The sequence below is a fragment of the Priestia sp. P5_B4 genome (genome assembly GCF_056400385.1).
The window spans coordinates 1-15023 of the sequence record NZ_JBFULJ010000056.1 but is presented as its reverse complement, the minus strand read 5'-3'; the positions used below and the strand labels follow the sequence as shown (position 1 = coordinate 15023).

General features: G+C 39.7%; 17 protein-coding genes. All 17 read left to right on the top strand.

What is annotated here, in order from left to right:
* Positions 1 to 116 precede the first annotated feature (116 nt).
* Complete coding sequence (locus AC1DRF_RS08545) at positions 117 to 545, top strand: low molecular weight protein arginine phosphatase (RefSeq protein WP_025752493.1); 429 nt, start codon at positions 117 to 119, stop codon at positions 543 to 545.
* 80 nt (positions 546 to 625) lie between these two features.
* Entirely contained in the window at positions 626 to 1087 is a 462-nt protein-coding gene (rpiB, locus tag AC1DRF_RS08540; RefSeq protein ID WP_013085468.1) for a ribose 5-phosphate isomerase B, read from the top strand.
* A 35-nt stretch (positions 1088 to 1122) separates the two neighbouring features.
* On the top strand, positions 1123 to 1674 hold the full coding sequence (locus AC1DRF_RS08535) for a TIGR01440 family protein (RefSeq protein ID WP_372482335.1): 552 nt from the start codon (positions 1123 to 1125) through the stop codon (positions 1672 to 1674).
* Between the two features lie 117 nt (positions 1675 to 1791).
* On the top strand, positions 1792 to 3036 hold the full coding sequence (locus AC1DRF_RS08530; RefSeq protein WP_013059811.1) for a serine hydroxymethyltransferase: 1245 nt from the start codon (positions 1792 to 1794) through the stop codon (positions 3034 to 3036).
* Between the two features lie 213 nt (positions 3037 to 3249).
* Positions 3250 to 3879, top strand: coding sequence for a uracil phosphoribosyltransferase (upp, locus tag AC1DRF_RS08525; RefSeq protein ID WP_013059810.1), 630 nt, complete (start codon positions 3250 to 3252; stop codon positions 3877 to 3879).
* A gap of 22 nt (positions 3880 to 3901) precedes the next feature.
* On the top strand, positions 3902 to 5053 hold the full coding sequence (gene wecB / locus AC1DRF_RS08520; protein WP_230184034.1) for a non-hydrolyzing UDP-N-acetylglucosamine 2-epimerase: 1152 nt from the start codon (positions 3902 to 3904) through the stop codon (positions 5051 to 5053).
* Between the two features lie 67 nt (positions 5054 to 5120).
* Entirely contained in the window at positions 5121 to 7313 is a 2193-nt protein-coding gene (locus AC1DRF_RS08515; RefSeq protein WP_477740583.1) for a S8 family serine peptidase, read from the top strand.
* 297 nt (positions 7314 to 7610) lie between these two features.
* A complete protein-coding gene (locus tag AC1DRF_RS08510; RefSeq protein WP_013085464.1) occupies positions 7611 to 7832 on the top strand; it encodes an AtpZ/AtpI family protein in 222 nt (73 codons plus the stop codon).
* Between the two features lie 6 nt (positions 7833 to 7838).
* A complete protein-coding gene (locus AC1DRF_RS08505) occupies positions 7839 to 8210 on the top strand; it encodes an ATP synthase subunit I (RefSeq protein ID WP_013059806.1) in 372 nt (123 codons plus the stop codon).
* A gap of 18 nt (positions 8211 to 8228) precedes the next feature.
* Complete coding sequence (gene atpB / locus AC1DRF_RS08500) at positions 8229 to 8939, top strand: F0F1 ATP synthase subunit A (protein WP_013059805.1); 711 nt, start codon at positions 8229 to 8231, stop codon at positions 8937 to 8939.
* Positions 8940 to 9029: 90 nt separating this feature from the next.
* The gene (gene atpE, locus AC1DRF_RS08495) at positions 9030 to 9242 is read left to right on the top strand and encodes a F0F1 ATP synthase subunit C (protein WP_013059804.1); all 213 of its coding nucleotides are present in this window, start codon (positions 9030 to 9032) and stop codon (positions 9240 to 9242) included.
* 102 nt (positions 9243 to 9344) lie between these two features.
* Positions 9345 to 9863 (top strand): F0F1 ATP synthase subunit B, encoded by a 519-nt coding sequence (locus AC1DRF_RS08490; protein ID WP_013085463.1) that lies wholly within the window; start codon positions 9345 to 9347, stop codon positions 9861 to 9863.
* Complete coding sequence (locus AC1DRF_RS08485) at positions 9860 to 10405, top strand: F0F1 ATP synthase subunit delta (protein WP_013059802.1); 546 nt, start codon at positions 9860 to 9862, stop codon at positions 10403 to 10405. The genes AC1DRF_RS08490 and AC1DRF_RS08485 overlap by 4 nt, the downstream gene beginning before the upstream one ends.
* Before the next feature lie 15 nt (positions 10406 to 10420).
* Positions 10421 to 11929, top strand: a complete 1509-nt coding sequence (gene atpA, locus AC1DRF_RS08480; RefSeq protein WP_013085461.1) for a F0F1 ATP synthase subunit alpha — start codon at positions 10421 to 10423, stop codon at positions 11927 to 11929.
* A gap of 105 nt (positions 11930 to 12034) precedes the next feature.
* Entirely contained in the window at positions 12035 to 12892 is an 858-nt protein-coding gene (locus AC1DRF_RS08475; protein ID WP_013059800.1) for a F0F1 ATP synthase subunit gamma, read from the top strand.
* A gap of 36 nt (positions 12893 to 12928) precedes the next feature.
* Positions 12929 to 14350 carry a F0F1 ATP synthase subunit beta gene (gene atpD / locus AC1DRF_RS08470; protein WP_013059799.1) on the top strand — a complete coding sequence of 474 codons (1422 nt, stop codon included), beginning with the start codon at positions 12929 to 12931 and terminating at the stop codon, positions 14348 to 14350.
* A 26-nt stretch (positions 14351 to 14376) separates the two neighbouring features.
* On the top strand, positions 14377 to 14781 hold the full coding sequence (locus tag AC1DRF_RS08465) for a F0F1 ATP synthase subunit epsilon (RefSeq protein WP_013085460.1): 405 nt from the start codon (positions 14377 to 14379) through the stop codon (positions 14779 to 14781).
* The last annotated feature ends 242 nt before the right edge of the window (positions 14782 to 15023 follow it).

Below are 15023 nucleotides of genomic sequence, written 5' to 3'. Positions count from 1 at the left end.
GCGATAATGGATAAAAAATACCCGAAAAAGCTAACTGGATTTATGCAGGCAATAGAGATACAATAGGGTGGAATATCAACATAGTCGAACATAGTGAAAGCAAGGGAGGATGTATCTTGAAAAACATCTTATTTGTATGTACAGGAAACACGTGCCGCAGCCCTATGGCAGAAGCGTTGCTCAAAGCTAAAGAGATAGATGGAATAAACGTGAAGTCTGCAGGCGTATTCGCTTCAAATGGAAGTGAAGCTTCTGTTCATGCACAAGTTGCCCTTCACCAGAAAGGCATAGCTTGTTCTCATGCTTCGGCAGCATTAACGGAAGAACAATTGATGTGGGCTACTTATATTTTTACGATGACGGAGCAGCATAAAATGCTGATTTTGAACCAAGCTCCATACGTAAGTGATAAATTATTTACGCTAAAAGAATTTGCCGACGAGCAAGGTGAAGTATCTGATCCGTTTGGCGGATCATTACAGACGTACGAACAGACTTTAGAAGAGTTAGAGCGTATGATTAACAAAATAGTCGACAAATTATAAAAGGTCCCATAAATTTTTGCTGACTTAAAATGAACAGAAATTTAATATAAGACGAAGGTACGTATGAGGAGGAAACAAAGATGAAAGTAGCTATTGCATCTGACCACGGCGGTATAAATTTGCGACAGGAAATTATCTCTTTAATGGAAGAATTAAATATTGAATATGTGGATTTAGGGTGTGAATGCACAGCGTCCGTAGACTATCCGGATTATGCACTTCCCGTTGCTCAAAAAGTGGCGAGCCAAGAAGTAAGCCGAGGCATTCTTATTTGTGGAACAGGCATCGGTATGAGTATAGCAGCTAATAAAGTAAAAGGAATTCGCTGTGCTCTAGTGCATGATACGTTCAGTGCAAAAGCGACAAGAGAACATAATGATAGCAACATTTTGGCAATGGGTGAACGTGTCATTGGGCCGGGACTTGCACGTGAAATTGCGAAAATTTGGTTAATGACAGAATTTGAAGGCGGCCGACATGAAAATCGCGTGAATAAAATTAAACAGTATGAGCAGCAAAGTGATGCAACATTAACTGTATAATGTGAACGTATTCAATGAAAGAAAGGAAGAAAAACGTGTCTGAACTTACGAAATGGAAAGAGCAGTTGGAAACAGTTTTATCTGATTTTTTAGCACAAGTGCAGTTGTCTTCAGAACATACACTTGTCATTGGATGCAGTACAAGCGAGGTAATTGGTGAAAAAATAGGAACCGCAGGCGCAATGGAAGTCGCAGAAATGATTTTTGATGCACTATCAGATTTTCGAAAAAAGACGGGTGTTCACTTAGCATTTCAATGCTGTGAACATCTCAATCGAGCACTGGTAGTAGAAAGAGAATTAGCTCGCAAAGAGCGTTTAGAAATGGTTAGTGTTGTGCCTATTCATAAAGCAGGCGGAGCGATGGCTACACAGGCCTATGGCCAGCTTAAAGATCCTGTTTTGGTAGAGTTTATTAAAGCTGATGCCGGTATTGATATTGGAGATACATTCATTGGTATGCATTTAAAGCATGTCGCAGTACCCGTTCGTTGTAAGTTAAACGCAGTTGGACACGCTCATGTTACTTTAGCAAAGACGCGTCCAAAACTAATTGGTGGAATGAGAGCGTTTTACGAACTTTCGTAATTAAATATATTAAAATAATACACATTTTTTCTTTTTTATTCTAAATAAATCATGTTACAATGTAGTTGAATCAACAAATAACGAACATTGCGAATACGAAATGAGGAGAGGATTTTGATGGAGAAACAACTAATGCAACAAGATCCAGCAGTTTATAATGCGATCAAGGATGAATTACAAAGACAACGTACTAAGATTGAGCTAATTGCTTCAGAAAACTTTGTAACAACAGCGGTAATGGAAGCACAAGGTTCAGTTTTAACAAATAAATATGCTGAAGGCTATCCAGCTAAACGTTACTACGGCGGTTGTGAACACGTAGACGTAGTAGAAGACTTAGCTCGTGATCGTGCAAAAGAAATTTTCGGAGCAGAGCACGTGAATGTTCAACCTCACTCAGGTGCACAAGCAAACATGGCTGTATATTTCACAGTTTTAGAGGCTGGAGACACAGTACTTGGTATGAATTTATCGCACGGCGGTCACTTAACGCACGGAAGTCCTGTTAACTTTAGTGGTGTTCAGTACAATTTCATCGAATATGGCGTAGATCGTGAAACACATCGCATTAACTACGATGATGTATTAGAAAAAGCTCGTACACATAAACCAAAATTAATTGTGGCTGGTGCAAGCGCATATCCACGCGCAATCGACTTCAAGCGTTTCCGTGAAATCGCTGATGAAGTAGGCGCTTATTTAATGGTAGACATGGCTCACATTGCTGGTCTAGTAGCTGCAGGACTTCATCAAAATCCTGTGCCACATGCTCATTTCGTTACAACTACAACACATAAAACACTGCGCGGACCACGCGGCGGTATGATTTTATGTAAAGAAGAATTTGCGAAAAAGATTGATAAGTCAATCTTCCCTGGTATTCAAGGTGGTCCATTGATGCACGTTATCGCTGCAAAAGCAGTAGCATTTGGTGAAGCATTACAAGATGAATTTAAGCACTATGCTCAAAATATCATCGACAATGCTAATCGTTTAGCAGAAGGATTAAAGAAAGAAGGATTTGCTCTTGTATCTGAAGGAACAGACAATCACCTTGTGTTAATCGACGTAAGTTCAATGAATTTGACAGGTAAAGTAGCTGAAAAAGCACTTGATGATGTAGGTATTACAACAAACAAAAATACAATTCCTTACGATGAGCAAAGCCCATTTGTAACAAGCGGTATCCGTATTGGTACAGCTGCGGTTACAACTCGCGGATTTGGCTTAGAAGAGATGGATGAAATTGCTTCTATCATCGGATTAACGCTTAAAAATATTGAAGATGAAGAAAAGCTAGCTGAAGCTAAAACACGCGTTGAAGCTTTAACAAGCAAGTTTGAAATGTATAAATCACTATAAGAGAGACAGGCCTTTGTGCCTGTTTTTTTATGGAGAAAGTGGTAGCAATTCAATCATTTTTTGAATAATGCTTGAACTCAAAAACTTTTTTCTGTAAAATGAATGCAATGTATAAATTTAATTAGCAAGAGATATGTTTTTACTAGTACGTACCATTCAATTCGTTGAATGGTATTTTAATGTGTACATCTTTATATATAAGGAGAGATATCAATGGGCAAAGTATACGTATTTGATCACCCGCTTATTCAACACAAATTAACTTACATACGCGATGTAAAAACGGGAACGAAAGAGTTTCGTGAATTAGTTGATGAAGTGGCAAGCTTAATGGCTTTTGAAGCGACACGTGATTTACCGCTAGAAGACGTTGAAATTGAAACACCGGTTTGCAAAACAAAGTCAAAAGTTATTGCAGGGAAAAAGCTTGGTATCGTTCCAATTCTTCGTGCTGGTATCGGCATGGTAGATGGATTTTTAAAACTAATGCCAGCTGCTAAAGTTGGACACGTTGGCTTATATCGTGATCCAGAAACATTACAGCCTGTTGAATATTATGTAAAGCTGCCTAATGATGTAGAAGAGCGTGACTTTATTGTAGTAGATCCTATGCTTGCAACAGGAGGGTCAGCTGTAGAAGCAATCAACTCTCTTAAAAAAAGAGGCGCTAAAAACATTAAATTTATGTGTTTAATTGCTGCTCCTGAAGGCGTGGAAATCGTAAAAGAAGCACACCCTGACGTAGATATTTACATTGCGGCATTAGATGAAAAATTAAATGACCATGGATATATTGTTCCAGGTTTAGGTGATGCAGGGGATCGTTTATTCGGTACAAAATAATTTGTAGATTCGGGTGATGAACATGAAGCAGCCAATTAAAGTAATGACGATATTCGGGACAAGACCAGAAGCAATTAAAATGGCCCCTCTAGTGCTAGAGCTTAAAAAGCGACCTAAGGAGTTCGAAGCGATTGTGACGGTAACGGCTCAGCACCGTGAAATGTTAGACCAAGTATTGAGCATTTTTGACATTCAGCCTGACTATGACCTTAACATTATGAAAGATCGCCAAACTCTTATGGACGTAACGACCAGAGGATTAGAAGGTTTGGACGACGTAATGAAAAAAGTAAAGCCGGACATCGTACTTGTACACGGCGATACAACTACGACGTTTATTGCCGGACTAGCAGCTTTTTATAATCAAATTCAGGTGGGACATGTTGAAGCAGGTTTGCGCACATGGAATAAATATTCTCCATATCCGGAAGAAATGAACCGTCAGCTTACAGGCGTTCTTGCTGATTTGCACTTTGCTCCGACAGATAAGTCTGCAGCTAATTTGCAAGCAGAGAATAAAAAAGAAGAGCGAATCTTTGTGACTGGAAACACAGCTATCGATGCGTTAAAAACGACAGTAAAAGAGACATATGAGCATGAAGTGTTAACGAAATTGGGAGATGATCGTCTTATTTTATTAACGGCGCATCGCCGCGAAAATTTAGGCGAACCAATGAAAAACATGTTCCGTGCGGTTAAACGTATTGTGGATGAACATGAAGATGTGCAAGTTGTGTATCCTGTTCATTTGAATCCGGTAGTTAGAGAAACAGCAAACGATATCTTAGGAAATGACCCACGCATTCATTTAATTGAACCGTTAGATGTAATTGACTTCCATAACTTCGCTGAGCGCGCTCATATTATTTTGACAGATTCGGGCGGTGTTCAAGAAGAAGCTCCTTCATTAGGCGTACCTGTATTGGTACTTCGTGATACAACAGAGCGACCGGAAGGAATTGAAGCAGGAACGCTCAAACTAGCAGGAACGGAAGAAGAAACAATTTATACGCTAGCAAAAGAGCTGTTAATAGATGAAGACGTATATAAGCAAATGTCACAAGCATCGAATCCTTACGGAGATGGCTTAGCTTCTAAACGTATTTGTGATGCTATTAGCTACTATTTCAACCGCCGTGAAAACAGACCGGAAGCTTTTAATCCGCTTTCGTAAGATTTCTAAACACCTTTCACATGAAAAGTGTCTCTTTGAGACACGATAGTGTGAGAGGTGTTTTTTTATGTGGATTAAATGGTTAATGCTTAGCTTTATATTAGGGAGCGGGGGAGGGCAAATGTCGCTCAATCCGACATTTCCTTCTATAAAACAAGAAATGAATCATCAGGAAAAATCAATAATTGTCATGGTTGAAAAAGAAAAATTCGCGGAATTTAAAAGTCAGCTACAAAAAAATTATCCTAATATAAAGATTAAGAGCGAATTTCACACAGTATTTACAGGACTTTCATTAAACGGCTCCATCTCGGATTTGGAAAAACTATCTCATAATCCTTCTATTATTGGTTCACATTCTATTAAAAACTACCAGGCTGCAGAAGAAAATAGTGTAACCTTCATTGGCTCAGAACAGGTAAGAGGCTTATTTGATACTCATAATCAGCGCTTAACAGGAWAAGGGATCAAAGTAGGCGTCATCGATACGGGTGTTGATTATTCTCATCCGGATTTAAAACAAACCTACAGGGGAGGGTATGATGTAATAGATAAAGATTATGAGCCGATGGAAACCACTCGGGAGCAAGGAGAGCCTACTCTGCATGGCACTCATGTAGCTGGTATTATTGCAGCAAATGGAAATATTAAAGGTGTAGCACCTCAGGCGGAGATCTACGCATACCGAGCTCTTGGACCTGGTGGAGCTGGAACGTCTGAAAGTGTTATTCTAGCTATCGAAAAAGCAATTCAAGATGATGTAGATATTATTAATTTATCATTAGGAAATGATGTGAATGGCCCTGATTTACCAACAAGCTTAGCGTTAGATCGAGCTGTTGAAAAAGGAATTGTAACGGTTACATCCAGCGGCAATTCAGGTCCAGGTTTATGGACCGTGGGCTCTCCAGGTACAGCGGGAAAAGCTATTTCGGTTGGCGCTTCTGTTTCCCCGACAACAGTTCAATTTCTAACAATTGGATTTAACAAAGAAAAAATTATGATGGCGCCAGTAGAAGGGTCTCGTCCATGGACGTTTAATCAAACGCTGCGTGTAATAAATGAAGAATACTTCAAAGAGCAAAAGCATGCGTTGGGTAACGTCATTTTGCTAAAAGCAGAAGGAAATGTGGTTGAAAAAAAGATTAAACAAGCTGAACAGGCAGGAGCAAAAGCCGTTATTTTATATAGTCCGACTGAAAAAAACATGATCGGTAAACTACAAGAATCAGTAAATATTCCAGTGATATGGGTAAGTAAAAAAAACGGTGATACCATTAATCAATACATTCAGTCTCAACAGCCATACTTACGCACTGGCAAGCAAGTGGTGCAAGACTTGCTCACATCTTTCAGTTCAAGAGGACCTGTAACGACTACTTGGGGAATCAAGCCGGATGTCGTCGCACCTGGTTACTTCATTAATAGTACAGTTCCTGGGGGATATGAACGCATGCATGGAACAAGTATGGCTGCGCCCCATGTAGCTGGAGCGTGCGCTCTTATTTTACAAGCTCACCCGAACTGGTCTCCTGAACAAGTCAAAGCTTCATTGATGAACACAAGTAAAGTAATGCAGCAGCTAAATGGTAAAACGTATCACGTATATGAACAAGGAGCCGGGAGAATTCAAATAGCAAAAGCTGTCACAGCAGACTCTTTATTTTATCCATCTTCTTTATCTTTCGGTATTTTTACGCGCCCATCAAAGAAAGTCTTATCATTTAAAATTGATAACCAGTCTGATAAAGCAAAAACGTATCGCTTGAACGTTCCGAAAAGGGATGAAGGAGTGAATTGGGATGTTCCATTACCTGTCACCGTGCAGCCCCATCAGACAAAAGAAATAGCTGTCACTTTATCGGTGCAGCCCCGTTTTAAAAATAAAGGTATATATGACGGATATTTGGAAATAAATGATTCACGTGAAACATTTTCGCTTCCTTATATGTACATGGTTAGCATTCCAGATTATCCCCGTGTCATGGGATTGCAAGTAGCAGCGGAAAAAGAGAAAAATACGTATAGTTATGAACTGTTTTTGCCTGAAGGAGCAGATGAGTTAGGCGTTGCTCTTTTTGATAAGCAGTCTTTACAGTTTATATCGTATTTAGATGTTGACGTTGATGTAGAAAGAGGCATGAGAAAACGGAAAATAACGATCGATGAATCGCTTGTACCGGGAGCGTACCAAATATTTGCATTTGTGAAAAAGCATGGACAAGAGCATGTTGTAAACAGTACAATAACGATTGAATGAACCTCTTTAAATGTTTTCATTTGAAGAGGTTTTATGTGTGGCAGAAATGTGAACAATAAGAAGAGATTGTGAAGTTTTTAGCTTAAACACATTGACATTAAATATACGCTATTGTATGCTTACAGGGAATATAAATGATAAGGTTTTCAACCTGTGAAAACCGTTGATATTTCTGTGTATTTTATTAGCTGTTTTTACCTTTTTTAGCAATTTTTTTTGCCTTTCTATCATATATTGAGCTATAAAAACGATAGAGAATTCGGAAAAAAGAAAATTTTGCAAAAGGGGTATGAGCTTATGAAAGATCGCAACCGTCATCCTTTGCAAGCGATGGCATTAGTGTCAATCATTCTATCACAGTTAGCAGGTTCAGTCTTAATTGGCTTATTCTCTGGAAGATGGGCTGATCAATGGCTTGACACCGAACCACTATTTTTGATTTTAGGCCTTCTTTCAGGGCTAGCAGCAGGTGTTTTTATGATGCTGCGGACAGTCCACCATTTTTTTTCAGGAGATTAATAATTCATGCAGGATTTGCAGCACGTTTTTCCAAGACTTCGTTCATACATATTGTATTTGTTAGCATTATACGTTCTCGGCTGGGGATTTACAAGTTATAAGGCTGTTTTTGCAGGTTTAATTTTAGGAACCGCCCTGAGTTTGTATAATTTGTGGAACTTAGTAAGAAAGTTTGAGCAGTTTGGACAGGCGTTGGATGAGGGGAAAAAGCCCCGTTCAATTGGGACTGTTGTAAGATTTGCAACAGCTGCTCTCGCAGTTGTGATTACCATCTCTTATCCAAAAACCTTTCATATTATTAGTGTAGTTGTGGGATTAATGACGTATTACGTTGTCATTATCATAGATTTAGTTGTTCAAAATATGCGTAGAAGATAGAAAGAGAGGTGAACACAGTTGGGTCATGAATCACCAACTATAGAGTTTCTAGGCCTTACTTTTAGTCAAAGTAACTTGCTTATGGTTACCGTAGCTTCTGTTATTGTATTCTTAATTGCAGTTTTATGTACTCGTACTCTTGCTATGAAGCCAAGCGGTGCACAAAACTTTATTGAATGGGTCTTAGATTTTGTTAAAGGACTCGTTAATAGCAATATGGATTGGAAAACAGGTGGCCGCTTTTTGACGCTAGGTGTAACTTTACTTATGTACATTTTTGTGTCAAATATGTTGGGTCTTCCATTTGCCATCGTGATTGACCATAACTTATGGTGGAAATCGCCAACCGCTGATCCAGCAATTACGCTGACGTTAGCCGTTATGGTAGTTGTACTATCACATTACTATGGTATTAAAATGCGAGGGTTCTCTGCATACACGAAAGATTACTTCAAGCCAATGGCATTTTTATTCCCGCTTAAGATTATCGAGGAGTTTGCCAATACGTTAACGCTTGGCCTTCGTCTTTACGGTAATATTTATGCTGGGGAAATTTTGTTAAGCTTGCTAGCTGGTTTAGCAACAACAGGCTTCCTAGGTACAATTGGAGCTGCTATTCCAATGCTTTTATGGCAAGGATTCAGTATTTTTGTAGGCGCAATTCAGGCCTTCATTTTCACAATGTTAACGATGGTTTATTTATCTCACAAAGTGAGTAGCGACCATTAATTTATAAAGCTTTGTTCAAGTAATACCCAATTTGGACAAAACAAAACTTAGTTAAACAAAATCATATATATTAAGGGAGGACTTTATAAAATGGGTTTAATAGCATCTGCAATTGCGATTGGTTTAGCGGCACTAGGTGCTGGTATTGGTAACGGTCTTATCGTTTCTAAGACGATTGAAGGCACAGCTCGCCAACCAGAAGCACGTGGTACATTAACTTCAATGATGTTCGTTGGGGTTGCCTTAGTTGAGGCGCTTCCAATTATCGCCGTAGTTATTGCATTCATGGTACAAGGTAAATAATAATGTGTTACATGTGGCGAAGATCATTCAAAAGAACCTTCGCCATTACTTTATGTCTTTAATAAGTAAATTATATATGTGGAGTCTCTGAAGGGAGTGAACATGGCCGTGTCGAACATGTTTGTGTTAGGAGCAGCAGGCATTAATGGTGGAGATATTCTTTTCCAATTAGTGATGTTCCTTATCCTACTTGCGTTACTTCAAAAATTCGCGTTTGGTCCTGTAATGGGAATCATGAAAAAACGTGAAGAGCATATTGCCGGTGAGATTGATGAAGCAGAAAAGCAAAATGAGGAAGCGAAGAAGCTTGTTGAAGAGCAGCGTGAAATCTTAAAGCAATCTCGTCAAGAAGTGCAAGTAATGATGGAAAACGCTAGAAAGTCTGCAGAAGATAAAAAAGAAGAAATCATTGCCGCAGCACGCGAAGAGTCTGAGCGTCTAAAAGCTGCAGCAAAACAAGAAATCGAACAGCAAAAAGATCAAGCAGTTGCTGCGTTACGTGAGCAAGTTGCTTCATTATCTGTTTTAATTGCGTCGAAAGTTATTGAAAAAGAACTTTCTGAACAAGATCAAGAGAAGTTAATTCATGAATATATCCAAGAAGTAGGGGATGTACGATGAGTCAACCAGCTGTAGCCAAGCGCTATGCACTAGCTCTTTTTCAATTAGCAACAGAAAAACAGATGATCGATGAAATGCAAGACCAGCTACAAATCGTTGAAGAGGTGTTTGCTAAAACACCTGAATTAATGGATGTATTAACTCATCCAAAAATTACAATTGAGCGAAAAAAACAGTTTGTAAGTGAGGCATTTGCTGAACTTTCACCAACTGTTCAACATACGGTTCTTCTATTATTAGAGCGTCACCGCATTCAAATTGTTAGCGAGATGGTAAAAGAGTATCGTTTCCTAGCGAACGAAGTACGTGGCGTGGCAGATGCAACTGTTTATTCTGTCAAACCTTTAAGTGCAGATGAGAAAAGAGCAATCTCACAATCATTTGCTTCTAAAGTTGGAAAACATACGTTAAATATTTCAAATATAGTAGATAAAAGCCTAATCGGCGGCGTGAAGCTTCGCATTGGTAATCGTATCTATGATGGCAGCATTAGCAGCAAATTAGAAACGATCCACCGAGGACTTCTTGCACACAGATCGTAGATAGGGGTGAAATTCATGAGCATCAAAGCTGAAGAAATTAGTGCGCTGATCAAGCAGCAAATTGAAAACTATCAGTCTGAGATTAAAGTGAGTGATGTAGGTACTGTTATCCAAGTTGGGGACGGTATCGCACGTGCTCATGGCCTCGACAATGTCATGGCTGGAGAACTGGTTGAATTTTCAAATGGTGTCATGGGAATGGCACAAAACTTAGAAGAAAACAATGTAGGTATCATTATTTTAGGACCATATACGGAAATTCGTGAAGGTGACGAAGTTCGCCGTACAGGACGCATCATGGAAGTTCCAGTAGGGGAGCAGTTAATCGGTCGTGTTGTTAACTCATTAGGTCAGCCAGTAGACGGCTTAGGCCCAGTAGAAACAACAAAAACACGTCCAATTGAAGGTGCTGCACCTGGCGTTATGGATCGTAAATCAGTACATGAGCCGCTTCAAACAGGTATCAAGGCGATTGACGCACTTGTGCCGATCGGTCGTGGACAGCGTGAGTTAATTATCGGTGACCGTCAAACGGGTAAAACATCGGTAGCAATCGATACAATCTTAAACCAAAAAGATCAAGATATGGTATGTATCTATGTAGCGATTGGCCAAAAAGAATCAACAGTTCGTAACGTAGTAGAGACATTACGTAAACACGGTGCTCTAGATTACACAATCGTTGTAACAGCATCAGCTTCACAACCAGCTCCACTATTATTCTTAGCGCCATATGCTGGGGTAACAATGGGTGAAGAGTTTATGTATAACGGTAAGCACGTACTTGTTATTTACGATGACTTAACAAAACAAGCATCAGCTTATCGTGAACTTTCATTACTATTACGCCGTCCTCCAGGTCGTGAAGCGTATCCAGGGGATGTATTCTACCTGCACTCTCGTTTATTAGAGCGTGCGGCAAAGTTATCGGACGCAAAAGGTGGAGGTTCATTAACAGCTCTTCCATTTATTGAAACGCAAGCAGGAGACGTATCTGCTTATATCCCAACGAACGTAATTTCGATTACAGACGGACAAATTTTCTTACAGTCAGATCTATTCTTCTCAGGCGTGCGTCCTGCGATTAATGCTGGTCTTTCTGTATCACGTGTAGGGGGATCTGCACAAATTAAAGCGATGAAAAAGGTAGCAGGTACACTGCGTCTAGACCTTGCATCTTATCGTGAGCTTGAATCGTTTGCTCAGTTCGGTTCTGATCTTGACCAAGCAACTCAAGCAAAATTAAATCGAGGAGCGCGTACAGTTGAAATCTTAAAACAAGGTTTACACAAACCGCTTCGCGTAGAAAAACAAGTAGCTGTGCTTTACGCATTAACAAAAGGCTTCTTAGATGACGTTCCGGTATCAGATATTACGCGCTTTGAAGACGAGTACTTAACATGGTTAGAGTCAAACCGTAAAGAAGTACTTGAATCAATCCGTACAACTGGTGGACTTCCTGAAGCTGGCGTATTCGAATCAGCACTTGAAGAATTCAAGAAAACATTTATTGCATCTGAATAATATATTGTCAGCATGGTATGTTAAGACAATCTTTCAATAAGGTGAAGGTGAACATTTGTTCACCTTTCATACCACGTGATCTTCTAAAACAAGGTGGTGAAACCTTTGGCATCATTACGTGATATACAAACTCGAATCACATCGACGAAAAAAACGAGCCAGATTACGAAAGCAATGGAAATGGTTTCAGCTGCAAAGCTGAATAGAGCGGAACAAAATGCAAAATCGTTTGTTCCATACATGGAAAAAATTCAAGAAGTAGTCTCAAGCGTAGCCCTAGGCAGCAGAGGCGCTTCACATCCAATGCTAACTGCGCGCAGTGTGAAGAAGACTGGTTACATCGTAATCACTTCAGATCGCGGTCTAGCAGGAGCATATAACAGTAATATTTTGCGGAAAGTATCTCAAGCTATTGAAGAACGCCATCAATCACCTGATGAATACGGTGTGATTGCAATTGGACGAGTAGGGAGAGATTTCTTCGTGAAACGCGGCATTCCGGTTTTGCTTGAAATCACAGGCTTAGCAGATCAGCCAGCTTTTGCTGACATTCAAGGAATCGCTTCACAAACAGTTCAAATGTTTGCAGACGGTACGTTTGATGAACTTTACTTATACTACAATCACTTTATCAATACGATTTCACAAGAAGTGACGGAGAAGAAGCTATTGCCTCTAACAGATCTTCAACCTTCTGGTAAACTTGTTGGTTATGAATTTGAACCATCACAAGAAGAGATTTTAGAAGTATTACTTCCTCAGTATGCAGAGAGTTTAATTTACGGCGGCCTACTTGATGGAAAAGCAAGTGAGCATGCTGCTCGTATGACAGCGATGAAAAGTGCAACAGACAACGCAAAAGATCTTATCAATAATCTTACATTGTCATATAACCGTGCACGTCAAGCGGCAATTACCCAGGAAATTACGGAAATTGTTGGCGGAGCGGCAGCGTTAGAATAGAAAGTTTAATGGAAAAGCAAGTTAGGAGGGAACACGATGACAAAAGGACGCGTTACTCAAATCATGGGTCCAGTTGTAGACGTAAAGTTTGACAACGGACACCTTCCGGCAATTTATAACGCCCTTAAAATTTCACATAAACCGAGCAGTGCAAGTGAAGTTGCAATCGAATTAACATTAGAAGTTGCGATTCACTTAGGTGATAACACAGTTCGTACAGTAGCAATGTCATCCACTGACGGCTTAGTTCGTGGATTAGAAGTAGAAGATACAGGTGCAGCAATCTCAGTACCAGTTGGTGACGTTACGTTAGGTCGTGTATTTAACGTATTAGGTGAAAAAATCGACTTAGACGCCCCAATCGATGCAGGTGCACGTCGTGATCCAATCCACCGTCAAGCACCAAAGTTCGAAAATCTATCTACACAAGCTGAAATTCTTGAAACAGGTATTAAAGTAGTAGACTTATTAGCTCCTTACATTAAAGGTGGAAAAATCGGTCTATTCGGTGGTGCCGGTGTAGGTAAAACAGTATTGATTCAAGAATTAATCAATAACATTGCTCAAGAGCACGGCGGTATTTCAGTATTCGCTGGTGTAGGTGAGCGTACGCGTGAAGGTAATGACTTATACCATGAAATGACAGATTCTGGTGTTATTAAGAAGACGGCTATGGTATTTGGACAAATGAATGAGCCACCTGGTGCACGTCAACGTGTTGCATTAACAGGATTAACAATGGCAGAATACTTCCGTGACGAACAAGGTCAAGACGTATTATTCTTTATTGATAATATCTTCCGTTTCACACAAGCGGGTTCAGAAGTATCAGCATTACTTGGCCGTATGCCATCAGCAGTAGGTTATCAGCCAACATTAGCGACAGAAATGGGTCAGCTTCAAGAGCGTATCACGTCAACAAGCGTAGGTTCTGTAACATCGATTCAAGCGATTTACGTACCAGCCGATGACTATACGGATCCAGCTCCAGCGACAACATTTGCTCACTTAGATGCAACAACAAACTTAGAGCGTAAATTATCAGAGATGGGTATTTACCCTGCGGTAGATCCATTAGCATCTACATCTCGCGCTTTATCTCCTGAAATTGTTGGAGAAGAGCACTATGCAATTGCGCGTCAAGTTCAACAAACGTTACAGCGTTATAAAGAGTTACAAGATATCATTGCAATCCTAGGTATGGATGAGTTATCTGATGAAGATAAACTTGTTGTACAACGTGCTCGTCGCGTTCAATTCTTCTTGTCTCAAAACTTCCACGTAGCAGAACAATTTACAGGTCAAAAAGGTTCTTATGTTCCTGTAAAAGAAACTGTTAAAGGATTTAAAGAGATCTTGGAAGGTAAATACGATCATTTACCTGAAGATGCGTTCCGTTTAGTTGGTCGCATTGAAGAAGTTATTGAAAATGCGAAACGTATGGGAGTAGAAGTTTAATTTAAGGGACATAGGAGGTTTTTTAAATGAAGACAATCCATGTCAGTGTAGTGACTCCTGATGGCCCAGTTTACGAATCAGAAGTGGAAATGGTAAGTACCCGAGCACAGAGTGGTGAGCTTGGTATTTTACATGGCCATATTCCGATGGTTGCTCCTTTACAAATTGGAGCCGTCCGCTTGAAGAAAGCAAGCAGTACAGAACTTGTGGCTGTTAGCGGAGGATTTCTTGAAGTAAGACCTGACAAAGTAACAATTCTTGCACAGGCTGCTGAAACAGCTGAAGAGATTGACATAGCTCGTGCAGAAGAAGCGAAAAAGCGCGCTGAAATGCGCCTTGATAGCAAACAAGATGACGTTGATGTTAAGCGTGCTGAAATTGCCTTAAAACGGGCAGTCAATCGTTTAGATATTAGTCAACGTAAGTTCTAAAAAAAGCCCTCTCAAACGAATGAGAGGGCTTTTTTGCTCTATTATACAAAAAGGGAAGAGCAAATAGCATTGATCTATGATTATATATTCCATTTAACTAAGCGCATCTATCTTCTTTATTTTGCTCAATAGTGGAAAAGGATCTTAAAATAGGGAATAAAATAAATGTTTTTCATGTTACCGTTTACGAATTTGCATAAGTGTGCTTTAATATGAAAAGAAGAGACGATGATCGTCTCTTC